This window comes from Flagellimonas hymeniacidonis, from assembly GCF_008040165.1.
Classification (GTDB): Bacteria; Bacteroidota; Bacteroidia; order Flavobacteriales; family Flavobacteriaceae; genus Flagellimonas; species Flagellimonas hymeniacidonis.
The window spans coordinates 90,781-116,017 of the sequence record NZ_VRUR01000001.1; the positions used below are offsets into that span (position 1 = coordinate 90,781).

At 37.4% G+C, this 25,237-nt stretch carries 27 protein-coding genes; 15 read left to right on the forward strand and 12 right to left on the reverse strand.

All coding sequences use genetic code 11. The annotated features are described in order from the left end of the window. Positions 1 to 141 precede the first annotated feature (141 nt). Entirely contained in the window at positions 142 to 534 is a 393-nt protein-coding gene (locus FVB32_RS00410) for a DUF1573 domain-containing protein (protein WP_147740616.1), read from the forward strand. Between the two features lie 52 nt (positions 535 to 586). On the opposite strand, the gene FVB32_RS00415 is transcribed toward FVB32_RS00410, so the two are convergent. After that, a complete protein-coding gene (locus FVB32_RS00415; protein WP_246139805.1) occupies positions 587 to 1,918 on the reverse strand; it encodes an aspartyl protease family protein in 1,332 nt (443 codons plus the stop codon). 150 nt (positions 1,919 to 2,068) lie between these two features. Between FVB32_RS00415 and FVB32_RS00420 the strand changes: the two genes are divergently transcribed. The 9 genes from FVB32_RS00420 (at position 2,069) to FVB32_RS00460 (ending at position 10,871) form a co-directional block, all read left to right on the forward strand. Further along, positions 2,069 to 3,259, forward strand: coding sequence for a pyridoxal phosphate-dependent aminotransferase (locus FVB32_RS00420; RefSeq protein WP_147740617.1), 1,191 nt, complete (start codon positions 2,069 to 2,071; stop codon positions 3,257 to 3,259). Beyond that, a complete protein-coding gene (murB, locus tag FVB32_RS00425; RefSeq protein WP_147740618.1) occupies positions 3,259 to 4,275 on the forward strand; it encodes a UDP-N-acetylmuramate dehydrogenase in 1,017 nt (338 codons plus the stop codon). Before FVB32_RS00420 ends, murB begins: the two co-directional genes overlap by 1 nt. A gap of 200 nt (positions 4,276 to 4,475) precedes the next feature. Beyond that, positions 4,476 to 5,042, forward strand: a complete 567-nt coding sequence (locus FVB32_RS00430; RefSeq protein ID WP_147740619.1) for an RNA polymerase sigma factor — start codon at positions 4,476 to 4,478, stop codon at positions 5,040 to 5,042. Further along, positions 5,039 to 5,797, forward strand: a complete 759-nt coding sequence (locus tag FVB32_RS00435; protein ID WP_147740620.1) for an anti-sigma factor — start codon at positions 5,039 to 5,041, stop codon at positions 5,795 to 5,797. The genes FVB32_RS00430 and FVB32_RS00435 overlap by 4 nt, the downstream gene beginning before the upstream one ends. Before the next feature lie 74 nt (positions 5,798 to 5,871). Beyond that, positions 5,872 to 6,081 (forward strand): membrane or secreted protein, encoded by a 210-nt coding sequence (locus FVB32_RS00440; protein WP_147740621.1) that lies wholly within the window; start codon positions 5,872 to 5,874, stop codon positions 6,079 to 6,081. Between the two features lie 35 nt (positions 6,082 to 6,116). Continuing rightward, positions 6,117 to 6,677 carry an RNA polymerase sigma factor gene (locus tag FVB32_RS00445; RefSeq protein WP_147740622.1) on the forward strand — a complete coding sequence of 187 codons (561 nt, stop codon included), beginning with the start codon at positions 6,117 to 6,119 and terminating at the stop codon, positions 6,675 to 6,677. Positions 6,678 to 6,737: 60 nt separating this feature from the next. Beyond that, positions 6,738 to 7,613 carry a lipoyl synthase gene (gene lipA / locus FVB32_RS00450; RefSeq protein WP_147740623.1) on the forward strand — a complete coding sequence of 292 codons (876 nt, stop codon included), beginning with the start codon at positions 6,738 to 6,740 and terminating at the stop codon, positions 7,611 to 7,613. Positions 7,614 to 7,641: 28 nt separating this feature from the next. Next, complete coding sequence (gene gap / locus FVB32_RS00455; protein WP_147740624.1) at positions 7,642 to 8,652, forward strand: type I glyceraldehyde-3-phosphate dehydrogenase; 1,011 nt, start codon at positions 7,642 to 7,644, stop codon at positions 8,650 to 8,652. Between the two features lie 44 nt (positions 8,653 to 8,696). Then, the gene (locus FVB32_RS00460; RefSeq protein WP_246139806.1) at positions 8,697 to 10,871 is read left to right on the forward strand and encodes a response regulator; all 2,175 of its coding nucleotides are present in this window, start codon (positions 8,697 to 8,699) and stop codon (positions 10,869 to 10,871) included. On the opposite strand, the gene lpxK is transcribed toward FVB32_RS00460, so the two are convergent. Further along, on the reverse strand, positions 10,868 to 11,863 hold the full coding sequence (lpxK, locus tag FVB32_RS00465; RefSeq protein WP_147740626.1) for a tetraacyldisaccharide 4'-kinase: 996 nt from the start codon (positions 11,861 to 11,863) through the stop codon (positions 10,868 to 10,870). The genes FVB32_RS00460 and lpxK overlap by 4 nt on opposite strands. A gap of 48 nt (positions 11,864 to 11,911) precedes the next feature. Between lpxK and FVB32_RS00470 the strand changes: the two genes are divergently transcribed. Both FVB32_RS00470 and FVB32_RS00475 read left to right on the forward strand, forming a co-directional pair. Then, positions 11,912 to 13,006, forward strand: a complete 1,095-nt coding sequence (locus FVB32_RS00470; protein WP_147740627.1) for a Nif3-like dinuclear metal center hexameric protein — start codon at positions 11,912 to 11,914, stop codon at positions 13,004 to 13,006. 3 nt (positions 13,007 to 13,009) lie between these two features. Beyond that, positions 13,010 to 13,789 carry a zinc ribbon domain-containing protein gene (locus tag FVB32_RS00475; RefSeq protein ID WP_147740628.1) on the forward strand — a complete coding sequence of 260 codons (780 nt, stop codon included), beginning with the start codon at positions 13,010 to 13,012 and terminating at the stop codon, positions 13,787 to 13,789. Positions 13,790 to 13,857: 68 nt separating this feature from the next. On the opposite strand, the gene FVB32_RS00480 is transcribed toward FVB32_RS00475, so the two are convergent. The 5 genes from FVB32_RS00480 to FVB32_RS00500 form a co-directional block, all read right to left on the reverse strand. Then, positions 13,858 to 15,207, reverse strand: a complete 1,350-nt coding sequence (locus tag FVB32_RS00480) for an FAD-dependent oxidoreductase (protein ID WP_147740629.1) — start codon at positions 15,205 to 15,207, stop codon at positions 13,858 to 13,860. Between the two features lie 288 nt (positions 15,208 to 15,495). Further along, positions 15,496 to 16,044: a ClpP family protease gene (locus FVB32_RS00485; RefSeq protein WP_147740630.1), complete on the reverse strand. Its 549-nt coding sequence runs from the start codon at positions 16,042 to 16,044 to the stop codon at positions 15,496 to 15,498. Positions 16,045 to 16,125: 81 nt separating this feature from the next. Beyond that, positions 16,126 to 16,956 (reverse strand): mechanosensitive ion channel family protein, encoded by an 831-nt coding sequence (locus FVB32_RS00490; RefSeq protein ID WP_147740631.1) that lies wholly within the window; start codon positions 16,954 to 16,956, stop codon positions 16,126 to 16,128. 24 nt (positions 16,957 to 16,980) lie between these two features. Beyond that, entirely contained in the window at positions 16,981 to 17,169 is a 189-nt protein-coding gene (locus FVB32_RS00495; protein ID WP_147740632.1) for a hypothetical protein, read from the reverse strand. Positions 17,170 to 17,172: 3 nt separating this feature from the next. Further along, positions 17,173 to 17,799 carry an RNA polymerase sigma factor gene (locus tag FVB32_RS00500; protein WP_147740633.1) on the reverse strand — a complete coding sequence of 209 codons (627 nt, stop codon included), beginning with the start codon at positions 17,797 to 17,799 and terminating at the stop codon, positions 17,173 to 17,175. An 89-nt stretch (positions 17,800 to 17,888) separates the two neighbouring features. On the opposite strand from FVB32_RS00500, the gene FVB32_RS00505 reads away from it, so the two are divergent. Continuing rightward, positions 17,889 to 18,569: a hypothetical protein gene (locus tag FVB32_RS00505; RefSeq protein WP_147740634.1), complete on the forward strand. Its 681-nt coding sequence runs from the start codon at positions 17,889 to 17,891 to the stop codon at positions 18,567 to 18,569. A gap of 12 nt (positions 18,570 to 18,581) precedes the next feature. Here FVB32_RS00505 and FVB32_RS00510 read toward each other — a convergent pair whose 3' ends face one another. Further along, positions 18,582 to 19,727 (reverse strand): MFS transporter, encoded by a 1,146-nt coding sequence (locus tag FVB32_RS00510; protein WP_147740635.1) that lies wholly within the window; start codon positions 19,725 to 19,727, stop codon positions 18,582 to 18,584. Positions 19,728 to 20,019: 292 nt separating this feature from the next. Between FVB32_RS00510 and FVB32_RS00515 the strand changes: the two genes are divergently transcribed. Then, positions 20,020 to 20,889, forward strand: coding sequence for an AraC family transcriptional regulator (locus FVB32_RS00515; protein ID WP_147740636.1), 870 nt, complete (start codon positions 20,020 to 20,022; stop codon positions 20,887 to 20,889). Positions 20,890 to 20,968: 79 nt separating this feature from the next. Here the strand turns inward: FVB32_RS00515 and FVB32_RS00520 are convergent, their stop codons facing one another. The 3 genes from FVB32_RS00520 to FVB32_RS00530 form a co-directional block, all read right to left on the reverse strand. Continuing rightward, the gene (locus FVB32_RS00520) at positions 20,969 to 22,036 is read right to left on the reverse strand and encodes a M12 family metallopeptidase (protein WP_222707938.1); all 1,068 of its coding nucleotides are present in this window, start codon (positions 22,034 to 22,036) and stop codon (positions 20,969 to 20,971) included. Between the two features lie 155 nt (positions 22,037 to 22,191). Beyond that, positions 22,192 to 23,469: a kynureninase gene (gene kynU, locus FVB32_RS00525; protein ID WP_147740638.1), complete on the reverse strand. Its 1,278-nt coding sequence runs from the start codon at positions 23,467 to 23,469 to the stop codon at positions 22,192 to 22,194. A gap of 52 nt (positions 23,470 to 23,521) precedes the next feature. Further along, entirely contained in the window at positions 23,522 to 23,986 is a 465-nt protein-coding gene (locus FVB32_RS00530; RefSeq protein ID WP_147740639.1) for a GNAT family N-acetyltransferase, read from the reverse strand. Positions 23,987 to 24,055: 69 nt separating this feature from the next. Between FVB32_RS00530 and FVB32_RS00535 the strand changes: the two genes are divergently transcribed. Then, positions 24,056 to 24,697, forward strand: a complete 642-nt coding sequence (locus tag FVB32_RS00535) for an O-methyltransferase (protein ID WP_147740640.1) — start codon at positions 24,056 to 24,058, stop codon at positions 24,695 to 24,697. On the opposite strand, the gene FVB32_RS00540 is transcribed toward FVB32_RS00535, so the two are convergent. Further along, positions 24,663 to 25,235: a phosphatase PAP2 family protein gene (locus FVB32_RS00540; RefSeq protein WP_147740641.1), complete on the reverse strand. Its 573-nt coding sequence runs from the start codon at positions 25,233 to 25,235 to the stop codon at positions 24,663 to 24,665. The genes FVB32_RS00535 and FVB32_RS00540 overlap by 35 nt on opposite strands. Between the last annotated feature and the right edge of the window lie 2 nt (positions 25,236 to 25,237).

Here is a 25,237-nt window from a genome sequence, read left to right on the forward strand (position 1 = left end):
ACAATGTTAATTTAACGCTATTCTTCGGCCGAGAGCCAATTCCGGAATACGAAACAAAAATAAGTAACGTTATTACATAACAAAAGAATTTTGGATGCAGGTGTGAAAACATTTACATTTGAAGTTCACCCAAAACTAGAAATGATGAAAAAAACTGTACTCATGTTGTTTGTTGGGCTGGTTTCTTTAGGCATTTATGCCCAAGATGCGGCAGCAGCAAAAATTGAATTCAAGAGCGAAACCATTGACTATGGTGAAATTGAAAAAGGTAGCGACGGTGTTCGAGTTTTTGAGTTTACCAACACAGGATCCATTCCATTGGTAATCAGCAATGTCAAATCCAGCTGTGGATGTACCATTCCAAAAAAGCCTGAAGGTCCTATTTTGCCTGGCAAAACTGGCCAGATTGAAGTAAAATATGATACTAAAAGGGTTGGCCCAATTAGAAAGGCCATTACAGTAACGTCTAATGCAGACACACCTACGAAAGTTCTTAAAATAAAAGGGACTGTTAAAGGCGAAGGCGCTAAATAGTAAAAACGAGAATTTATTCATAAAAAAAGCCCCATTAATGGGGCTTTTTTAGTTAAAACACTTTCTTGAGTACAAAAGAGAACATAAGGTCATTGTTATAGCGTTCAATTAAGACACGTATTCGTTTGCCTTCTTTCTCATTCAACATTTTTAATACTTCTTGCAGTTTATATCGGTGTATTTTCTTTCCATTCACGGCTAAAATAACATCTCCTTCTTGCAAACCCGCTTCGGCAGCTGGACTTCCCGCACGGATACCGGATACAATAATTTCTGGCACTAGACTTAGTCGTGTTTTGTTTTCCAACAAAATCTGTACGTTACCAAAAGTATCGTCATCACTTCTCACCACACCATTAAAATCGGCGATACTCTCAGCTATATAGCGCAAACCATTGTGTTGCAATTCAATTCCAGCCATATTGTATTGGAACGGTGCCCTGAAATTTCCATTCTTTTTAAAGGTAATTTCCCCTCTGGCATAATCGAAAATGATATTGAATCGCTTCAGAATCTCGCCACCAACACTACCATTACGATCGCCTAGATTCTTAATATATCCGAAGGACTCTCTGTACGGAAAGGCAGCTTTGGCATCTTTTAATTCAAAATCACCAATCTTAATACCACTTACCTTGGTTCGCTTCCCAAAAATGTCGCCACTTAGACCTCTACCAAGATAATCTTCATAGTTTTTCTCTGGTATTTCCAATCCTTTTTCTGGCTCTCGAAAAAGCCAAAGTGCATCACTACTCCCGGTATCTACCAATAATTTAACAGGTATATCTTCCGCACCCGACATTAAAACAGTGCCTTCAACATATGCTTTTCTTCGCTCAATAGACATCCTAAGGGTTTGAGATTTTCCTTTACGACCGGGTTTGTATGCATCTCGATTATGAAGTTTAATGTTTTGAGAATTATAGTTTACCTCAACAATAAAATCTCGAAACAGATCATATCCCAAGATACCATGCACAGGAATTCCCAAGGAGGTGGAAAAATTAATTTCCTTATCTAAAACCACATATAAATCTTGGTTGCTATTCTTAGCCTTGCCCAGTTTGAAGGTATTTCCCTTTGAACTTAATGCTTTCATTGGTTCTCCATCCCCTAGCCCTCTAATGGTAACTTCTGAAACATTATTTATTTGAATGGAATCTTGATCCGAAAGATTAAAAAGAATGGGCTTACTTACCCCAGAATCCAGAACAAACTTCAGTTTATCCCCATTAATTTCCAAAGGAATAATAATTAGGTTATTAATAAGCTCAAAATGGATTTTTTGGAACTTTTGGTCTTTGGGCAACTTAAACCCTTGCGCCAAAACCAGAGACGGAAGTAGCACTAAAAGAAGTATAAAACAATGTAGGTTTTTTTTCAATTTGCTTACTTCTAAAAGGTTATCTCTTCTAAATATACAAAATAATAGTGGACTGCTTCTTTACTTTAACATTCCATAAAGCACTTAAATAATAGCATAATGTGTTGTTTCCATGCGTTGGTTTTCCCATTTTTGCCTAAAATTTGATGCATGCCAAGTATATCTGCAAAAGGGCTACAAATGCCGGCCTCTCCTATTCGTAAATTGGTTCCTTATGCTGAAGAAGCTAAAAAAAGGGGAACCCATGTAATTCACCTGAATATTGGTCAACCTGATATTAAAACCCCACAAATAGCACTAGATGCCGTGAGGAACCATACCATAGAGGTTCTCGCGTATAGTATGACTGAAGGTTCGGAGCAGTATAGAGAAAAGATTGCTGCATATTATGCAAAAAAAGATATTCAAGTAACCAGTAATGACATTATTGTTACCACTGGAGGTTCGGAGGCTCTTTCTTTTGTAATGGGCACCATAATGGATGCCGAAGACGAAATAATCATCCCTGAACCTTTTTATGCCAACTACAATGGTTTTGCAACAGCCTCAGGGGTGAATGTTGTTCCTATTGTGTCTACTATTGAAAACAACTTTGCATTGCCTGCAATTGCGGATTTTGAAAAACTGATTACCCCAAAAACAAAAGCCATTCTAATCTGTAATCCGGGAAATCCTACTGGGTATTTGTATAGTAAGGATGAAATACAGCAACTTGCCAGACTTGTAAAAAAACACAATCTATTCTTGGTTGCGGATGAGGTATACCGAGAATTTACATATGAGGGGCGTAAACATTACTCTATTTTGCAGGAAGAGGGGTTGGAGGAACATGCCATAATAGTAGACTCCGTTTCCAAAAGATATAGTATGTGCGGAGCACGTATTGGCTGTTTGGTATCTAAAAACAAAGAAGTGGTGCAAACTGCAATGAAATTTGCCCAAGCTCGATTATCTCCCCCTACATTTGCACAAATTGCAAGTGAAGCCGCTTTGGACACTCCACAAGCGTATTTTGATGATGTAATTGAGGAATATGCGGAACGGAGGAATATTCTTATTTCTGAACTGCAAAAACTGGAAGGTGTTAAAGTAGCTATCCCGCAAGGTGCTTTTTATTGTGTTGTAGAATTACCAATTTCCAATTCTGATGATTTTGCACAATGGCTCTTGGAAAAGTTTGATGTGGATGGAAAAACCGTTATGGTTGCACCGGCGGCTGGGTTTTACGCCACAAAAGGTTTGGGTGAGAACCAAATAAGAATCGCTTATGTACTCAAAAAAGAGCAGCTAATCTCTGCAGTACAAATATTGGGAGCAGCCCTAAAAAAGTATAACGGTTAGTGAATATTCAAGAAAACATATCCCTAAAAAAGTACAATACCTTTGGAATTGATGCAAAGGCTCGCTTTTTTATTGAAGTAAATGGACTTGTACAGCTTCAGAAGGTACTTGAACTTGAATCCTATCCTACAAAATTTATCCTCAGTGGCGGAAGCAACATACTACTTACTAAGGATATTGATGCGCTGGTGATGCACATCAACTTAAAAGGCATAACAGTAGTAGATGAAAATGAAGATGAGGCCATAGTTAAAGTAATGGCGGGGGAAAACTGGCACGAACTGGTGCTTTGGAGCCTCGCACAAGGATATGGCGGACTGGAAAACCTCTCCCTCATTCCTGGGAACACGGGTACAGCACCTATACAGAACATTGGCGCATATGGAGTGGAACTAAAAGATGTATTTGTAAGCTGCTCCGCTATGGAAATAGAAACTGGTGAGTTAATTGCCTTTGATAAAGAAGCTTGCGAATTTGGTTATAGGGATTCTATTTTTAAGAACGCTGCTAAAAATAAGTACATCATAACTTCGGTAAGCTTAAAGTTGACCAAAAAGAATCACGCTTTAAACACAGGTTATGGAGCTATCGAAGGAGAGCTTAAAAAAAATGGGATAGTATATCCTACAATCCAAGATGTATCCAATGCAGTGATAGCAATTCGTCAAAGTAAACTGCCAGACCCTAATGAAATAGGCAATAGCGGTAGTTTTTTCAAAAATCCGGTCATTTCCAAAAAAAGCTTTGAGAAACTTAAAAAAGCGCATCCTGATATTCCATCTTACTCTATGGACAAAGATCAATTTAAGATTCCGGCAGGTTGGTTAATTGAGCAATGTGGATTTAAAGGAAAGCGGTTTGGAGATGCGGGAGTGCATGAAAAACAGGCCTTAGTACTTGTAAATTATGGGAATGCCACGGGTGGGGAAATACTTGAGCTGGCGCAGTTGATTCATCAGGAAGTGGACCGTAAATTCAAGATACGCATACATCCAGAAGTTAATATCATAAAATAACCCCTGTATTGTAACAATAACAGGGGCTATACCAAACCAAACTAACCAAAATTGTATATACTTAACAGAAGTATGCTTTCTTTATGTTGTATTTAAAACGCCAACAAATAATCCTTTTTCTAACTTAGCGTTGTAGTATATACGATATAAACGTTATTTTAGATTTTAGCCCCCTGAAATTTTGCCCTAACGAACCATAAATGAGTACACTAATTGAGAAACATATTGTTTCATTGCTTGCCGAAAAGGATGACAAAGCTATATCGCTGCTATATGACAACTACGGAGACACCTTATTTGGAGTTGCATATAAAGTAGTTCGTGATGAAGATTTGGCACAAGATGTCCTGCAAGAAAGCTTCATTAAAATCTGGAAAAAGGCAGACTCTTACGACCCCTCCAAAGCAAAACTTTTTACCTGGTTATTTCGCATTACCAGAAATACCGCCATTGATAAGTTAAGAAGTGTTAACAATAAATCTGATAAAGAAGTCCAAATAGACGTTTCAGACGTATATAACCTAGGAGTAAACGGCATTAGGCCGGAATTTATGGATGTTCAGGAAAACCTGGAAAAAATAGAGACTAAATACCAGATTGTTTTAGAAGCCCTGTTTTTTCAAGGAATGACACAGCAAGAAGCTAGTGATGAATTGGACATCCCTTTAGGAACCATTAAATCAAGATTGAAAATTGGTTTAAGGGAACTTGGAAAAATTTACGGTACAACTATGAGTTTACTTTTATTGATAAATCTATTGCCATGACAGAAAAAGTAAAAATATTCTTGGATTCGGATACGCTAGAGAAGTACCTTTTGGGAGATACCACAAAGGAAGAAGCTCTAAAAGCGGAAAGATATATTGCCATGTATCCTGAAGTAAGGGAAACCTACAATCTACTTCAAGATAATTTGGAGGCTTACGCTAAAATGTATGCTAGGGCAACACCTGAAGGCCTCAAAGAAATTATTTTGTATAGCGCCCGCAAAGAAAAAGCGATCAGCAGACGTTTCCTTCGTTATGCTGTTGCAGCAAGTGTCGCCATCATGATATTTGCAGGGTCCTCGTATGTCTTCTGGAACCAAAATAAAACCCTTCAAGAAGAAAATACTATGGTGACCAACCAAATAAAGTTTTTGAAGGAAGACATGAAAAATCAGCTGGAGGATGTAAGAAACCAGTTTATTGTGCTCAACAATCCAGATACAAAGAGATATAATGTAAGAGGCAAAATGGAGGCAAAAGAGCTTAAAGCAGTAGCCTACATCAACCCTGTTAAAAAATTATCTTATATCAATGTAAGCAATGTACCTAACCTACCTGAAAACAAATGTTTCCAAATGTGGGCAGAAGTAAACGGTGAGTTGGTGAATTTAGGTGTTATCAAACAATTGGATAACAAGGATAATCTTTTGGCATTGCCTTACGCCGAAAACGCCATTGGTTACATCACTATTGAACCCGAAGGAGGAAACACTGCCCCTACCGTTCAAAATATTGTAGCAAACATCAACTATTAAGGGTTATATCTAAAGTCTCCTTAAACTTCATATCCTTAGACAGGTATTTTGTAACTTTGTCCAAAATTTGGAATATGAAGTTAGCGCTATTAACCATTGGTCTCTTAGGACTTGCTTTTGCAGGAATAGCAATTAAAATATGGTCTAAAAAAGACGGTAAATTTGCTGGCACCTGTGCAAGCCAGAATCCATACCTAAATAAAGAAGGTGAAGCCTGCGGTTTTTGCGGAAAACTTCCATCTGAGCAAGACTGTAAAAAAGACTCCGTTCCAGAGTTACAATAACTCATTTATTAAAACCACCCTGCAAAATCACGTTTTTGAATAAAACTGAGCAGTCAATAAAAGAGCATATAAAGAAGGCAAAAGATGGAAATCAAATTGCCTTTAGCATTCTATTGAATACTTTTTGGAATGATGTTTATGGTTTTCAACTTACAAGGACCAAAAACGAGAACGATGCGGAAGACATCACCATTAGAACTTTTTCAAAAGCATTTGATAAGATAAATTCCTATGATGAGGCCTATGAATTTAAAACATGGCTTATCACTATTTCCAAAAACCTACATGTAGACCTTATCAGGAAGAGAAAAAGGAGCCTTTTAGACGATATGGACAGCGACGGGGACGAGGTGAAAAAGGTTTTGGACGAAACACCTTCAGCAGAGGATCAGTTGATCATAGAACAAAATCTCGCCAATCTTTTACAGCACATCAAAAAATTAAAACCTCATTACCAAAAAGTAATTAATCTTCGTTATTTCAATGAGTTAAGCTATGCCGAAATTGCAAAGCAACTCAACGAACCTGTAAACAACATCAAAGTAAAACTGCTACGCGCCAAAAAGCTTTTAGCAGAGATTATTGAAAAAAAGTGACATAATCTTCATCCGAGGTTTCCTTCCCAGTTTCGTATCTTTGTACCTCAAATTTTTCATATGAGCACAACTGCTGTTGACAATGTTCTACCACCAAAAGGAAAACCAAAATGGCTTAGGGTAAAACTCCCAACTGGGAAAAAGTATACCCAACTTAGAGGTCTTGTGGATAAATATGATTTGCATACTATTTGCACCTCCGGAAGCTGTCCTAATATGGGAGAATGTTGGGGGGAAGGAACTGCAACATTTATGATCCTCGGCAATATTTGCACCCGCTCATGCGGTTTTTGTGGTGTAAAAACAGGAAGACCTGAGAGCGTGGACTGGGCAGAACCAGAAAAAGTGGCGCGTTCCATTAAAATAATGGGAATAAAACATGCTGTGGTTACCTCCGTTGATCGAGATGACCTAAAGGATATGGGATCCATTATCTGGGCAGAGACAGTGAAAGCAATTCGTAGAATGAATCCAGAAACAACTTTGGAAACACTTATTCCAGATTTTCAAGGGGTAGAAACGCATTTAGACCGAATTTTAGAAGTAGCCCCAGAGGTAATCTCACATAACATGGAAACTGTAAAGAGATTGACCAGGGAAGTACGCATACAGGCCAAATATGAAAGAAGTTTGGAAGTACTGTCCTATTTAAAGCAAAATGGTACAAACCGGACCAAATCTGGTATTATGCTTGGACTGGGGGAGTTGGAAGAGGAAGTCATCAACACCATGGAAGATCTTAGAAAAGCAGAAGTCGATGTTGTCACCATTGGCCAATATCTACAACCCTCCAAAAAGCATTTGCCCGTAAAAGAATTTATTCTTCCAGAACAATTTAAAAAGTATGAAGAAATAGGCCTTAAAATGGGCTTTAGGCACGTAGAAAGTGGTGCATTGGTGCGATCTTCATATAAAGCTCACAAGCATATTCATTAGCCAAACACGCTATTTATCCTTTTATTCAATGAAGCATGTTAATATCGGCATAAATGGTTTCGGACGTATTGGAAGAACGCTATTTAGGTTGCTTCAGGCACATTCCAACATAAATGTAGTTGCCATAAACGACCTTACAGATGCCAAAACACTTGCCCATCTCCTAAAATATGATAGTATCCATGGTCCTCTCAACGCAGAGATAACGTCTACCAAGAACCAAATTAGTATCAACGGTAAAAAGGTGCATATCCTAAACCAGGATAATCCTCAGCAAATAGACTGGAGCACGTACAATGTGGATATCGTGGTTGAAGCTTCGGGAAAATTTAAAACCAGGGAATCCCTTACGCATCACCTAAAAAATGGAGCAAAAAAGGTAATCCTATCCGTTCCACCCGATGAGGAGGATATTAAAATGGTGGTAATGGGCGTAAATGAAGAGCAAATTGCAAAAGACGATGATATCATCTCCAATGCCTCTTGCACCACCAATAATGCTGCACCCATGATCAAAGTAATCAATGAGCTATGCGGTATTGAGCAAGCCTACATTACCACGGTGCATTCCTATACTTCGGATCAAAGTTTGCACGATAGGCCACATCGGGATTTAAGAAGGTCCAGGGCAGCTAGTCAATCCATAATACCAACAACCACAGGGGCTGCTAAAGCACTTACGCGAATTTTTCCGGAACTATCAGATGTCATTGGAGGATGTGGCATTCGTGTTCCCGTACCTAACGGTTCACTAACCGATATCACGTTCAATGTTAAAAAAGAGACCTCTATTGAAGAAATTAACCATACTTTTGAACATTACGCCAATAATCAGCTTAAAAACGTACTGCATTATACCGAAGACCCTATTGTTTCCATTGATATAAACAATAGTTGTTATTCTTGTACGTTTGATTCTTTAATGACCTCCGTTATTGGAAAAATGGTGAAAATCATCGGATGGTATGATAATGAGACTGGATATTGCTCCAGAATTGTCGATTTAATAGCTTTGTTTATAAAGAAAAACTACGTTTGACATCAAATACCATATATAAAAGTGCGTGCAACGCAAAATTACTTGTGTTGTTACTTTTTTTATGCTCATACATTACGTTTGGACAAAGTGATGTTAGCTCTGCAGCAAAAGTACAAGCCATCTTTGACCAGTTCATGTCATACAGGCATCAAAATAAGGTTGACAAAGCCCTGGAAACTCTTGATCAAGCTGCTGAAATAGCCGAAAACAATGAAGATGCCAAACTGTTATTAGATACCTATCACCAATATGCACGTATATTTTTAGAAGAAGGAGACCGAGAAACTACTGTTTTCTATTGGGATAGGGCCAGTATTCTACTAAAAGACCTTTCCTATTCCTATGGTCAGGCTTTTCACAATTATCTAGAGGCTGCAATACGTTTTGATGAAGGCAACAATTTTCAATCTTTAAAACTTTTGGAAGAATCCAGAAAGTTGAGCAACAACAGAAACTTAAGCAACAACATTCTACTGTTAGAAGCCTACATCTTCACCAACATTGAGAAGTATGAAGACGCAATAAAGAACCTGCATGCACTTATTGTCAATTCAGATGATAAAGAAAGGGCATATTTGGCCACAAAAGCCAATCTACAGTTGGCAAAAATAAGTTTGGAACTCGATGACCTTGAAGAAGGGATAATTCATTCCAAAGCAGCTTTGGAACTGGCCGAAAAGCATGGGTTTTTCAAGGAAATAAAAACAGCCCACGAAAGGCTTTCCATTATTTATGAAAAAACGGGAAGTTTTGATGAGTCACTTCGTTTCAAGAAAAATCTTGAACAAATCAAGGATTCCATCTTTAATATCGAAAAAGTAAAATTAGAGGCAAAAACTGCAGACAAGATTAGGTTTGAGCATCAAATGAATGAGATCAATAAGCTAACGGCTAAAAATGAAGAGCTCAGCGAATCCAAAAGTCGTTCGGAAATCACTTTGATACTGACCTCAGCATTTTTGACCATTATATCGCTATTAGCTGTGTCACTTTTTAGAAACAACCAAATCAAGCTTAAAACAAACGATTTACTATACACAAAGAACAAAGAATTGGAGTTGGCAAGAGATTCTGCAGTTTCTGCAATGGAAGCAAAAACCAACTTTTTGTCAACTGTTACCCATGAACTTAGGACGCCATTATATGCAGTTACTGGATTAACGCACTTGCTTTTAGAAGAAAACCCGTCTGAACATCAAAAAGAGCATTTAAAATCTTTAAAATTTTCAGGAGATTACTTACTGAATTTCATCAATGATATTCTTCAAATAAATAAAATAGATGCAGACAAACTTGAGCCGTTAAACATTGAGTTTAAGTTGCAGAAGGTTCTTGCAGATGTGGTTGATTCTTTACAACAGAATGCAAGTGAAAATAATACCAGTTTGATTCTTGATTACGACCCCAACATTCCACAGCATCTTTTGGGAGACCCTATTAAAATATCCCAAATCTTCATGAATTTGGTTGGGAATGCTCTAAAATTTACTAAAGATGGCAAAGTTGAGGTTATTGCCAAACTGCTGAAAAAAGATGAAGACGATGTTAAACTGTACTTTGAAGTAAAAGATAACGGAATAGGTATTTCTGAAGATCAACAAAAGAATATTTTTGACAGTTTCGAACAAGGGTCTGTTCAAATTAACAGGGAATATGGTGGAACTGGTTTAGGACTTACTATTGTAAAGAGCTTACTCGGTCTTTTCAATAGTAAAATCCATTTAGAAAGTGAATTGGAGCACGGTAGTTCTTTCTTTTTCGAAATGGACCTTAAATCTGATACCAATGCGCTAGAAGAGATTTCCTTTGAAATTGATCCAGAGGAGTTTGAATTTAAAGGCCTGCATGTTTTAATTGTGGAGGATAACAAGATCAACCAGGTTATCACCAAAAAAATGCTTACCAAAAAAGAAATTACTTGTGACATTGCCAATAACGGTAATGAAGCCATTGATTTGGCCAAGTCCAACACATACGATGCTATATTAATGGACATTCATATGCCGGGAATCAGTGGTGAAGAAGCCACACGTCAAATACGAAAGTTTGATGAGGAAATTCCAATTATTGCCTTAACGGCTATTTCCTTGGATGATAGTTTGGATAGTTTTTATGAAGCCGGTTGTAATGATGTGGTCACCAAACCCTTTAAACCAGAGGTTTTCTATCAGAAGATTGGCGAAAATATCTTCAAAAGCAAAATGGAAGGTCAAGTCTAAAGCAGCGAGGTAACCGCTTGCTTTAAAATTTCATGATCAGCAACATCAAAATCGTGCTCCACTTCTAAATAGTATAGATTTTCCAGTTTACCCTTTAACCGTGCAAAATCCTTTTCAGTAGTCAATACAAGCTCAAAATCCTTAAATCGGGCTATTTCTTGTTCAGAAAAGTAATGATGGTCGCCATATTCGAAATGTTGAAATTGAAGCCCTAGTCCCTCTAGATGCTGCACCAACGGTTTAGGTGAGGCAATTCCAGTAACCAAAGCAATCTTTTTTTCATCCAAGTTGGATAAGCTTATACTTTCATGGGAGTTTTTGAATACCTCAGAATATTTTAAGCTGCAAAAAAGTACATCCTGACCCGGCAATGGCTTTAACTTCTTTAAAACCATTTCTTTTTCTGTATTGGACAAATCTTTCGGACATTTGGTGACAATTATCAAATTCGCCCTTTTTGCCTCCAATCTACTATCCCTTAAATCTCCAGTTGGCAAATACCAATCATCCACATACAATCTATCATATGCGGTCAACAAAATCGATATACTTGGTTTTACCTTTCTATGCTGAAATGCATCGTCCAAAAGAATAATATCTGGCTTGATCATTTTTTCAAGCGTTGTAATTCCGTTTCTTCTATCGGCATCTACCGCCAATGCAGTTTCTGGAAATTTTCTAAACATTTGAAAAGGCTCATCTCCCAAATCCTCAACAGTACTCTTGGAATCAGCAAGCAAAAACCCTTTCGATTTTCTTTTGTATCCCCTGCTCAATACAGCAGTTTTATGGCCTTTTAGTAATCTAATCAAATACTCCACCATTGGGGTCTTTCCGGTACCTCCAACGCTAAGATTTCCAACGCAAATGGTTGGAGTTTTATAGGAAATGGATGAAAAGAATCCTTTGTCATAAAAAAAATTCCTTATCACTACCACCAATGCATAGATTAAGGAAAAGGGAAACGCTATTTTGCGAAGCAGTTGTAGCATTTGACGAAAATATAATATTTTATCTTTAGCACTATTAAGAAATACCAAATGACGGTAACGGATATTACAAAAATACTGGAGGAACTAGCTCCATTGGAGCACGCAGAGGGTTTTGACAATGTTGGATTGTTGGTTGGAAACCCAAATCAAGAAGTGACAGGAATCTTAGTAACGCTGGATACACTGGAAACTGTTGTGGATGAAGCTATAAAAAAAAGCTGTAATCTTATTGTTAGTTTTCATCCTATTATTTTTCAAGGGCTTAAAAAACTTACGGGGCGTAATTATGTGGAGCGTACCGTAATTAAAGCCATAGCAAACAACATTGCTATTTACAGTATGCATACCGCCTTAGACAATAGTAATGTTGGGGTCAATGCTAAAATTTGTGAAGTCTTGGGATTACGCAACCCTAAAATCCTTATTCCCAAAAAAGGGACGATTAAAAAATTGACCACTTATGTTCCCATTGAAAAAGCTGACGCTGTAAAATCGGAACTGTTTAAAGCAGGTGCAGGTGCCATAGGAAATTATACCAATTGCAGTTTTATAACTGAGGGGCTTGGCAGTTTTAAAGCTGGAGCAGGGACCAGTCCTTCCCTAGGTAATGTGGGCGAATTGCACATGGAAAAGGAAGCCCAGATCAACGTTATTTTTTCTTTTGAAAAAGAAAAAAGGATCTTAAATGCGCTTTTTGCGCATCATCCTTATGAAGAAGTTGCCTATGAAATCTCCACTTTAGAAAATACCAACCAAGATATTGGTATGGGTATGGTAGGTACACTGGAGATGGAAATGGATGAGAACCCATTTCTACAAATGGTAAAGGAAAAGATGAATACCTCAATGATACGGCACTCTCAAATTTTAGGTAAAAAGGTGAAGAAAGTAGCTGTTTTAGGGGGCAGTGGTGCATTTGCCATTTCAGCAGCCAAAAATGCCAATGCAGATGTTTTTATCACAGCTGATATAAAATACCATCAATTTTACGAGGCTGAAAAACAGTTGATCATTGCAGATATTGGGCACTTTGAAACTGAGCAGTTTACAAAAGATTTATTGGTTGATTATCTTATCAAAAAAATTCCTAATTTTGCAATCTCTTTATCGGAGAGCATAACAAATCCCATCAAGTATTTATAATTTATGGCGAATAAAAAAGAAAACACCGTGGAGGAAAAATTAAGAGCGTTGTATGATCTGCAACTTATTGATTCCAGGGTTGATGAAATACGCAATGTTAGAGGAGAATTACCTCTAGAGGTACAGGACTTGGAAGATGAAGTCCTTGGCCTTAAAACACGTATGGACAAGCTGAAGACAGATGTTGAAACGGTAAATTTTGAGATTACCGCCAAGAAAAATCTTATTGAGGAGTCTAAGAACCTCATTAAAAAATATGCTGAGCAACAAAAGAATGTTAGAAACAGCCGTGAGTTTAATTCTTTGAGCAAAGAAGTTGAATTCCAGGAATTGGAAATTCAATTGGCAGAAAAGAATATAAAAGAGTTCAAAGTTCAGATAGAGCAGAAAAAAGAAGTGATTTCTGAAACAAAGGAGAAGTTGTCAGAAAGAGAAGGTCACCTTAAACATAAAAAAGGGGAATTAGACGCCATTCTTGCTGAAACTGAAAAAGAAGAAAAAGCACTTCTTAAAAAATCTGAAGAATTTGAGGAAAAAATTGAAGACCGCCTAATACAGGCATACAAACGAATCCGCCATAATGTAAAAAATGGTTTGGCCGTAGTAGCCGTAGAAAGAGGTGCTTCAGGTGGTTCATTCTTTACAATACCACCTCAGGTACAGGTTGAGATTGCGTCAAGAAAGAAAATCATCACTGATGAGCATAGTGGTAGAATCTTGGTAGACCCTCAGTTAGCCGAAGAAGAACAAGAAAGAATGCAAGGAATGTTTGCTAAGATATAGTCAGATTCCCTTTCTAAAAATATGAAGCCACCTTTTAGGTGGCTTTTTTATTTCTTTTAAATGAAAATCTATTGTTCCGAAAGTAAGCTCAAAATTTCATTTTCAATTTCATCAGAATCCCAATTCGACTCAATATTGGGATGTTGCATTACATGTTGCATAATTTTTTCTTGCCTATCCCCTATTGCCAATGCCTCGACATAAGGTCTTTCAGAAAAAGTGACCCGGCTATACACTGGAATCCATTTCTCAGGATGCCTAGTAGCAAATCGTTTTTCAATTTTCTTCTGTAGCAAAAACTTTGGATTGGCAGTCTTACTGCTCATTTCCACAAAATTTCTATAGCTCAGTTCTGCAATAGCATCTGCATTAGGTTTCCGTATTTTCTGATATTCACTAAAAATGGTTTCCCAATCATCACCGTAGGTATCCATTAGATCATCCAATTCGGAAATATCTTCAAATCCTGCATTCATCCCCTGTCCATAAAAAGGAACAATAGCATGGGCAGAATCACCCACTAAAGCCACTTTGTCCCAGTAACTCCAAGGGTAACATTTCATGGTTACCATGGCACTGGTTGGGTTATTAAAGAAATCTTTAGATAGGTTTTCAATCTCCTTTCTCACATTGGGAAAGTATGTTTTAAAAAATGCTTTGGCTTCCTTTTCATTTGTGATGTTCTCAAAAGAGAATTCTCCCTCAAAAGGTAAAAACAATGTGCAGGTAAAACTACCGTCAATATTGGGCATAGCAATAAGCATAAATTTTCCACGAGGCCAAATATGAAATGAGTTTTTGTCCAGTTTATGGGTTCCATCCTCGTTTGGAGGGATGGTGAGCTCCTTATATCCTACATCTATAAAGTTCTGGGAATAATCAAACCTACTGCGGCGTTGCATTTTATGCCTAACCCTAGAAAAAGCACCATCACAACCAAAAACCAAATCGTATTGATATTCTTTCCATTCACTTTTTTCAGATTCCCCGGTAAATATTTTTGCTTCTGGTAGATCTATATCCCACACCTTTTCATTAAAGCGAAAAATAGTTCCTGCCTGTTTCGCTAAATCAATCATTTTCCTATTCAATATTCCTCTGGAAATAGACCAAATAGCTTCCCCTTCCTTCCCATATTTTTGAAAGTAAACAGGTTTTTCATTAACATGCATTGCCCTTTTGTCCAAAGGAATTGCAATTTCCTTTATACTATCTTCCAAGCCTAATTTACGAAGCGCTTTCCATCCCCTATTGCTCATGGCCAAGTTGATAGATCGCCCCGAAAATTCCACAGTTCTGATATCAGGTCTTCTATCAAAAACCGTTACGGCATGTCCTTTTCTTTTTAAGTAAATGGCTAAAAGTGAACCCACCAATCCAGAACCGATGATGGCAATATTTTTTGAAGTCTGTGTCATATGCGCCCGTGGGCCAGTTCTCATTAAACCATAAAAATACAGAATTTACAGCGTTTTGCTAACTTCTAAATTTAATGAAAAGTGGAGACTCGTCGCCACCTTTTAGGTATATAAGCATATGTCCTATTGCCTCAAATCTACTTTTAGCATTTTTTAACATAAGCCTGTAAGCTTTTGGTATTATAGTTGACGTATATATTACAGAATATTCCGCTCCGGCGTCCATATATATAAAAAGTCCTTCACAATACTTTGCGAAGGACTTTTTCCTTTTTATATGGCTACAACTTATTCTAAGATGCCGTCTACGATACCATATTTCACGGACTCTTCCGCTCCCATCCAGTAATCACGGTCAAAATCTTTCATAACCTTATCATAGTCTTGTCCGCAGTTATCTGCCAATATTTTTGCCCCAAGTTCTTTGGTTTTTATGATCTCCTTAGCTTGGATTTCAATATTGGAGGCCTGTCCTCGGGCACCGCCACTAGGTTGATGAATCATCACACGGGCATGGGGCTGAATAAACCTTCTCCCCTTTTCACCCACTGACAGCAAAATGGAACCCATGGAAGCTGCCAAACCAGAACAAACGGTGGACACTGGACTCTTGATTTGTTTTATGGTATCATAAATAGCAAAACCAGAGGTTACATATCCTCCTGGGCTATTAATGATCAATTGAATTTCCTTGTTATTCTGTAAATCCAAATAGAGCAAACGATCAATAACGTGTTTTGCAGAATCATCATCTACCATACCCCATAAAAACACTTTGCGTTCCTCTAATAATTTTTCTTGGACTAACTCCTGAACCTTTCCTTTTTTTGAACTCATTTTTGATTTTGTTGAAAGTTTCAAAATTAATCAAATTCTAAGGAAGTTATAGGGTTCAAGAATCTACTTGTTCAAATAAAATTATTTTACTTTTACCTCAACCTTTTTGGAAACTACATCCTTAATGGGAATTATAAATTTTCCTGTTTTGGTGATTAAAGTTAAGGTGTTGTTTTCTATAGCCTCAATAGTACCTTCATTCTTTCCTATTACAACCCTGTCTCCTACTGCATATGTGCGTCTGGTGTAAAAAGAATGCAATAGGTCTGTAATAATATCTCTGGACCCTAGTCCTAATCCAATAGCAAAGGCTAACAAAAAAGAACCTAAAATTAAGGTGATATTGTTAGTGATAATCGTAGTATCAATACCCGCTTGATTCAACGCTGTAATTGAAATAAAAATTACGATGATGTAAAACAATAGGTTACTGACCACATTAGATCCTCCAAATTCCAAAGAATCAAACAATTTCTTTACTGTTGTTTTGATGAAATTCCCAATGTAAAGCCCAATCATCATTAACGCAAGCGCGCTGAACAATCTAGGCAGGTAACGCAACAGGTTTCCAATTTCCGTTGAGATGATTTCCCAACTCAAAATATCAGCGGCAACAATCAAGAACACCAATAACAACAGCCATTTCACAAAACCGAGGATTACCTTGATGATATCAATTTTAAAATCTCCCTTCCCAAAAAGATCCATTTCATTGATCTTATCACTCAAGGCATCCATTTTAGCAAGCTTTAAAACTTTGCCCAAAACAAAAAGGACAATTTTGGTAACCACCCAGCCTATTAAAAGGATAATTAATGCACCAATAATCTTTGGCAGGGCCAACGCCACATCCCTGCCCATGGCGGCTAGAGAATCAAAGGTTAAATTTTTCCATTCGTTAATTGCTTCCATAGTTATAGTTTTATCGTGTTGTTTTTAATTATTTCCAGAGGTTCTAAAAAGCTTTCGCAAAGCTGAACCTATATTAAAGGAAAACAGGGATGCCAAGTCCATAATCAACTTAGCCGCTGCTATATCGTTCATTACTTTTTTCTTCATTCCAGGTGGGACCTCTCGTAAAGAGGCTTCTAATTCCCTAAATGGATTTCTAATTTTCTTTGCCATCTATTATAAGGTATTATAGATTTCCAATAGTTTCTCTTTTGCTCTTTTAAGCCGCATTTTTACTGCGCTTTCTCCCAAATCCATCAGGGACACCAAATCTTTAATGGATGCTCCATCTTGATATTTTAGCAGCAAAATGGATTTGTCTTCTGGCGAGACCAACTCCAAAGCCTCTTTAAGCTTACTGGCCTTCATTTCAAAAAGACTTTCATCTGGCACTTCTTCTCTGATCTTATATTCAGAATCTTCAACGGGAACTGATTTATCACTCATTTTCCGCTGTTTGTTTCTATTTACATAGTTCACACAAAAGTTATAGGTGAACGAATACAGCCAAGTTGAAAACTTGGATCTCCCCTTAAACATCTTTAGTTTAATGAACAATTGTAAAAAAACATCTTGGGTCAGGTCTTCGGCTTCATCCTCAGATCTTGAAAAACCATAACATTTGTTATAAACCATCTTTGCATAACGGTCATATAGCTTTCCAAATAGTAATGGGTTATTGTTTGTAACTATCCGCTGAACCAATTCCTCATCCGATATATGGGCATACGGGTCTTCTGTTTCCAATGAATTTTTATCGAGGTTATTTATAAAAATTAGAAACAGCCTTTTTAAAAAAGTCACTTGAAACGTTTTAGGTCTTATTAAATTCTTTGAGGAATCATTGGACAAGATAAATTAAATTGACGTTATATTTGTTTGAAAAATAAACCATGAAGCCCACAGCACTTTTCACCATCGTTGCCTCCATTATGTTTTTAGCCTGCAAAGACGAACCTAAAACAGCAAAGCAAGAAGTAGAACCAGAAAAATCTGTGCTAGAAAAGATCGCGTTGGCCCATGGATATGAAAATTGGAAATCCGTTCAGGAATTTACGTTTACCTTCAATGTAGACCGAGATAGCTCACATTTTGAACGTACATGGGTATGGAAACCAAAATCCAATGATGTAACCGCCATTTCTGGAGGCGATACTTTGCTGTACAACAGAAAATCGATGGATAGCATAGCTACCAAAATAAACGGTGGTTTTATTAATGATAGGTATTGGGTATTAGCTCCTTTTAATCTTATATGGGATGCTAAAAATTTCACCTATGAGCATACTGAAGAGGAAAAATCTCCTATTAGCGGAGAGTCCATGCAAAAGCTGACTATTGTTTACAGCAATGAAGGAGGATATACTCCTGGGGATGCTTATGATTTTTACTTTAAAGATGATTTTATTCTTCGCGAGTGGGTTTTCAGGAAGTCTAACCAAACAGAGCCTTCCATGACCACTACTTGGGAAGACTATATTGAAATAGAAGGCTTGAAACTGGCTCAGGATCACCGAAAAGCAGAGGAAGGTTTTAGTCTTAATTTTACTGACTTATCAGTAATCAAAAACTAAATAATTGCTACCCTATTTATTTTTTTTCAACAAGAGTGTTGTTGCCAAAACAAGTAGAATACAGCCCAACAATGCATAAAAGCTATGGGTTAAGGAGGCGCTTTCCGCTATAAATCCCAAAATCACTGGTCCCAATAAAAACCCTGCATACCCGGTACCCGCTATAAAAGAAATTCCTTGAGCTGAGTCTACTCCCTTGACATTTCCTCCAATGCGAAAAAGTTCGGGTACAATCACAGAGAAACCAAGACCGTTTAGGGCAAAACCTGTAATGGCCAACAGCGTATTTCCTGAAAGTACAAGCAAATATCCTAAAAGTGCTATCACAGAGCCTAATGCCACAATTTTTATAGATCCTATTTTAGCGCTGATTCCATCACCTAAAAATCGACCCAAAGTCATTGCTACAGAAAATGCAAGAAACCCAGCTCCAATAAACGCCTCTGGTGCTAGTGTTATTTCTTTTAGATATAGCCCACTCCAGTCTACAATAGCGCCTTCACTCCCCATGGCAACAAAACCAATGATTCCCAACAACAAAAGTGGTTTAAACAGTTTTAAACTAAATGGCTCTTTATCTATTGGTGCCGCTACAATATGGATGTAGTTTCTGTAGAGAAGAAGGTTTACAATAAGCACCAGAACTACCATTATTCCCATATGCAAAGCCGGATTTCCTATCATAGGTATTAAAAAACTTCCAAGGCCTGCTATTACACCTCCTAAACTAAAAAAACCATGGACCGCTGACATAAAATTTTCTTTGTCCTCTTTTTCAATTTCTGTCACTAACGTATTCATAGAAATATCTGTTAGTCCAGTACATGCCCCAAAAACAAACAGGCTCACCATCAATGTGTAATAGTTAGGCACCAAAAGTGGAAAAAGTGCCATGATACTGGTTAAGAGAACGCTATACCAAGTAGCTCTACCTACACCCAATTTATTTATGATCTTGGATGCAATTGGGAATATGGTAAAAACGCCAAGGGAAAGACAAAAGAGGGCAATCCCCAGATCAGCCTTATTAATTTCCAACTTTTCCTTTACTGTTGGAATATAGATGGCCCAGGTACCAAACCAAATGTTGAGACTGGCAAATACCCATGCAGGGGCAAAATATCTTCTGTTGGAAAAAATTAGTTGAAGTGATTTCATATCTATACCTGTACGAGTAGTTGTTGTATTTTAAATGTTATTGTTCTTAGTTTTAATGGTCCTATGCAATATGAGATAAATCTTCCCCAAGTCTTCTATTCCGATTTAGTCCCTCAATAATCTCCATTTCCTTTAGCCATACCTACACTTTGTTTTATAATTGAGCACAACACTAAATACCATTACAAAATAAACACGATTTTGAAGTAAAACTTAGGATAAAGTATTCAAACAATATGATGATTTATTCTTTTTTAGTAACTATAGGACACTTTTTTGGTAATTTTACCTTATGAAACCGATGCTAGAAGCCATCAATGTCAACACCAACTCTTCCTTGAAGGTGGAGACTTATAACTCTACAACCAATTGCGAATCTGCGGGATGGCATATTCATCCTGAATATGAACTGGTTTGTATAAAAAATGGTTCAGGACTCCTAAATATTGGTTCCGAAAAAAGGCATTACGGAAATGGTGTTTTGGTGTTTTTAGGTGGTGATATTCCTCATGCAGATTTTGGAAACAAGGATAATGAAGATAATCTGGAGGTTGTCATTCAATTCAAAAAGGAATTTTTAGAGGACAAATTAAAGGTCTTCCCTGAGTTGATAAAAATTAAAGAATTGATTGAAAAATCGAGACAAGTCTTAATTTTTGACGAACATACCAAGGAATCCCTTTGGCCACTTTTCAAAAGATTTGACAAAATGGACAATCAAGGGAAATTGGTTAACCTACTTTCAATTCTTGACCAACTTTCCAAACATGGTGTTTACGAGCGTCTCTTTGATACCATTTCTATCAGTAATTACAAAAAGAATGAGATTCGCAGATTGGAAGAAACCTTTGAATACGTAAACAACAATTTTCATAAAAATATTTCAATACAAGAAATTGCCACACGCTTAGGTTTTACTCCGAATTCTTTTTGCAGGTTCTTTAAAAAAATGACCCATCAGACATTTATCAGCTTTGTGAATGAATTTAGGATAGCCAAAGCGGTAGAATTTTTTAATGAAAACAATACGGTTATTGCTGAAGTTATGTATAAATCTGGATTTAATGACCCTTCCTACTTTACCAGGCAATTCAAAAAGTATCAAGACACAACACCTTCCTCCTATTTAAAATCAAAATATAGTGACCAGTTGAAGGGCTAAAACTTTGTCCAGGCAATTAATTGGGCTTTTAAATAAGACCGCTCCGAAGAACGGCCTTATGGTTAACCCCTGTTTAATATTAATTACATCTTGTGATAAAATTCCATCGGGTAAAATCCCTTTCGTACAAACTACCACGATAGGTTACCCGTTCGCCAACAGCATATCTCCTAAATCGAGACCACTCATCTACTCCATCGCACGGATCGGTTTCACCGCCAGTATCTGGGTTACCGTCTGAAGATGAGTATAACGAATTAGTTCCCTCGACATCCAAAGTAGATATTCTAGCTTGCCTTTGAGGTAACAGATTCCCGTTTAAATCTGTGATAGTGGGTCTCCCATTTTTACTAAAAGTAAAACTGCCATACATCATGGTGGAGTTAATATCAAACTGACCCGTTAACAAGGTTGCTGAATTACTCTTAAAAAACTGATCTTGTGCTCCATTCTGGATATTCTCAAAATTGATTCTGATAAAATTGTCCCTATCAGAACGATTCTGTTCGTGAATGTACCCTAAGGTATGCCCTATCTCATGGATGATGACCACAGCTGTGGCCCGGGTACCTAAACGAATAAAGCCTCTGGAGCCATTCATACCAAGTGTAGCCACTCCAGAATTGCTATTGGATCCTGAAGAAGAAATGGTAACATAATTGGACTGATTTGTCCGCTCTTTAAATGTTACATTGGTTTTGCTCGTCCATTCATCAAAAGATTTCTGAAGTTCGGAACGCACCGATGCACTAAGTCCGCTAATTACATAGTAGACAACTCCATTGGTCCATTTACGAACACCTCCACCTAATCCAAGATTTGTTTGACCTGCATCGGGCACAGGATTTTCATCAAACGAATCAGGGGAATCGGATAATTGTTCTTCGAACAATCTAGTATCGCTGCCTGCCAAACTGTAGGTGCCATCTTCTTCAAGTCTTACCTTTACTTGGTCTCCCAAAAAGTATTTGGTAATAAATGTGGTATCCTGATCTTCTGTGGACACCTCTTCATTAGGAGTTGTTGCAGTTGGGTCATCCACTTCCTTCTTTTCGCAAGAAGCGAAGCATACAACCATAGCCATTGTTAAAATCAGCAGTTTCTTAATACCGATTTTGGGGTTCATTTTTTCATTTTTACGTTTCATGTTCATTTTAATTTTGGGGTTAAAACTTAAATATGTACGTAAGAAAAACCAACATGGTACTAGGTTGCTTCATCTTTTCGATGAATGGGTGTTAAATTGATCATTATTGCATGATCAATCCGATATGCGAGAAAAAAAATGAAATTGCTATACGGCTACGGCGTAGGGTTTGAAAGAATACCCTTTTTTAGAATCTGACCAAAATTGTACATGTCGGAGAAAGAACAATAAAATGGTGCCGGGGCCAACCGAATTACATTGGGCTCTCTCCAATCGGTAATTACACCATGTTTCATTAAATAGTTGAATAGTTCTTTGCCTTGTCCATGTAAAAAAACAGAAAGCTGACAGCCGCGTTCTTTTGGAGTGATAATCTCAAAAGAACTTTCCACTTCCTTATCAATTTCTGCCAAAACAAATTCAAGGTAAGCGACTATTTTCTGCTGTTTTTCAACAAGTGCATCCATCCCTACCTCATTAAAAAGTTCCAACGAAGCTAAATATGGGGCAATGGATAGTATAGGCGGATTGCTCAATTGCCATGCATCTGCGGTTTCAATAGGATCAAATTCTGGTTGCATTAGAAAACGGGTTTCTTTTTTGGTACCCCACCAACCTTCAAAACGTGGAATATCTTTTTTAGCCAGGTGTTTTTCATTCACAAAAATACCCGAGGCATTTCCGGGACCACTATTCATGTATTTATAACTGCACCAAGCTGCAAAATCAGCATCCCAATCGTACAGTTTCAGCTCCACATTGCCAACAGCGTGTGCCAAATCCCATCCTACAAAAGCACCAACGGATTTTCCTGCTTGCGTAATGGTTTTCATGTCCAACACCTGTCCATTATAATAATTGACACCCCCTATCAGCACTAAAGCCAACTCATCCCCTACTTCCTTAATTTTTTCAACAATATCTTCTGTTCTCCAATGGTGTTCTCCATCTCTCTTTTTAACCTCAACTAGCGCTTCGTTTGGTTCAAGTCCATGAAACCTCACCTGACTTTGCAACATATATTGATCTGAGGGAAATGCTTTTTCCTCACAAAGGATTTTAAAACGTTTTTCATCAGGTCGGTAAAAAGAAACCATCAATAAATGAAGGTTTACGGTAAGTGTATTCATTACCGATATTTCGTTTGCGCTGGCACCAACTACTTTGCCCAAACCTTCTGCCAATCGTTCGTGATAATCCCACCAAGGTTTTTTGGCATAAAAATGTCCTTCCACCGCTAGCTCTCGCCAATCCTTCATTACATCATCTACAAACTTTTGGGTTCGTTTTGGCTGCAATCCCAAAGAATTTCCTGTAAAGTAGATGACATCTTTTCCATTTACTTGTGGATAGTGAAATTCATCCCTGTATTTGGAAAGTTTATCCTCTGCATCCAACTGTTGCGCAAATTCAAGGGAATTTTGGAAGGTCATAGTTCTGATTTGTTTCAAAAATACAATTTGTAAGCCTATATTAATTCACTGTTTACTCCAAACGCATTTCCACAATGTGTTTTTTAAAGCCTACCTTTTCATAGGCTTTCAATGCTGGGATATTATCGCTGTATACGGTAAGTCGCATCTCTTTGAATCCCTGTTCAGTAGACCATTTTTTTAGTACTTCAACAATTTTGGCGTTAACCCCTCTGCCCCGAAAATCTGGATGGGTATACATAAAACCCAAATAGGCATAGTATTCATGATTTAAATAATGTCTGGCCTTTTTTGGTATGGCATAGCCCGAGGCAATTACCTGTCCTTCCATTTCAGCGACAACCACGCTAGCATGTTCATCTAGAATCATCTGTTTTATATCATAGTAACTGATAGGGTCTTCTTTTAGAGTAACATCAAAAGGTCGCTCTGCCAATATTAATTCTTGTTCAAAATTCAAAAGAATGGGTAAGTCCTCCAAGGTGGCATTTCTTATTGTAAAATCAGATGCAGTCATAATTGATTATTAAATGAAAAACCGAAATTCTAATGTAGTTCTTTTCTATATTTTTACGAAAATTTACACATGCATTTCCTATCACAATTATTGGAAAATTACATCACGGACCATTCTGAGGCAGAACCTGAAATCCTGAAGGAATTAACTAGGGAAACACACTTAAAGGTAATCCAGCCAAGAATGATTACTGGACATTTTCAAGGTAGGGTATTGAGTTTGCTTTCAAAAATTACGGCACCTAAGTGCATCCTAGAAATTGGAACATATACGGGTTACTCTGCTATTTGTTTGGCAGAAGGCTTACAAAAGGATGGGGTTTTGCACACTATTGAAATCAACGAAGAATTGCATACTATGCAACGTAGGTATTTTGATAAAAGTGGTTATGGAGACAAAATTATTCAACATACGGGAGATGCTTTAGCTATTATTGATACGTTAGACTTGTGTTTTGATCTCATCTTTATTGATGCACAAAAGGTGAATTATGATGCTTATTTTGAAGCTGCAATTAAGAAAACCCGTCCCGGTAGTATCATTTTGTCAGATAATGTGTTGTGGTCTGGAAAAGTAGTGGAGCCTGTTGCCCATTCTGATAAGGCTACGGCTGTTTTAATCGACTATAATCAAAAACTAAAAGAGGACCCTAGAGTAGAAACCGTGATTCTTCCGATTAGGGATGGCTTGACTTTGAGTAGGGTGCGATAAAAGAATTGTACAAGTTGTAAAATAGTATTCCGGATAAAACACCTACTAAAGCTCCCACGATAACATCTATAGGGTAATGAACTCCAACATAAATTCTACTCATAGTGAATAGTAAGGGCCAGATGAAGAATACACCTATCCACTTTACTATTTTTCTTAGGAAAAGAAAAACCAAAACCATTATTGAAAAAGAACTTGCGGCATGTCCTGAGAAAAAACTGTAGTCCGTTGGGCGCTTTAATATTCTTATAAGTGAATTGATTTCTTCCGTATTGTTGGGACGAAGGCGCTCTACTCCTATTTTAGTCAAATGTGTGATCACTAGGATAAAAAAGACCAGTCCAAAAATGGTCATCAATTTATACAAAGCTTCTCGTCTTGGGAATTTTAATAGGAGAAGTACCAGGAAGAATAAAAATAAAGGAATCCAAGTGCTAATACTGGTTATAATCGACCAAAAAGAATCGTATTCTTCAATACCTAAACCATTCAGATAGATAAACGTATCTCTATCCCATTCAAGGAGTTTCTCGAACATGG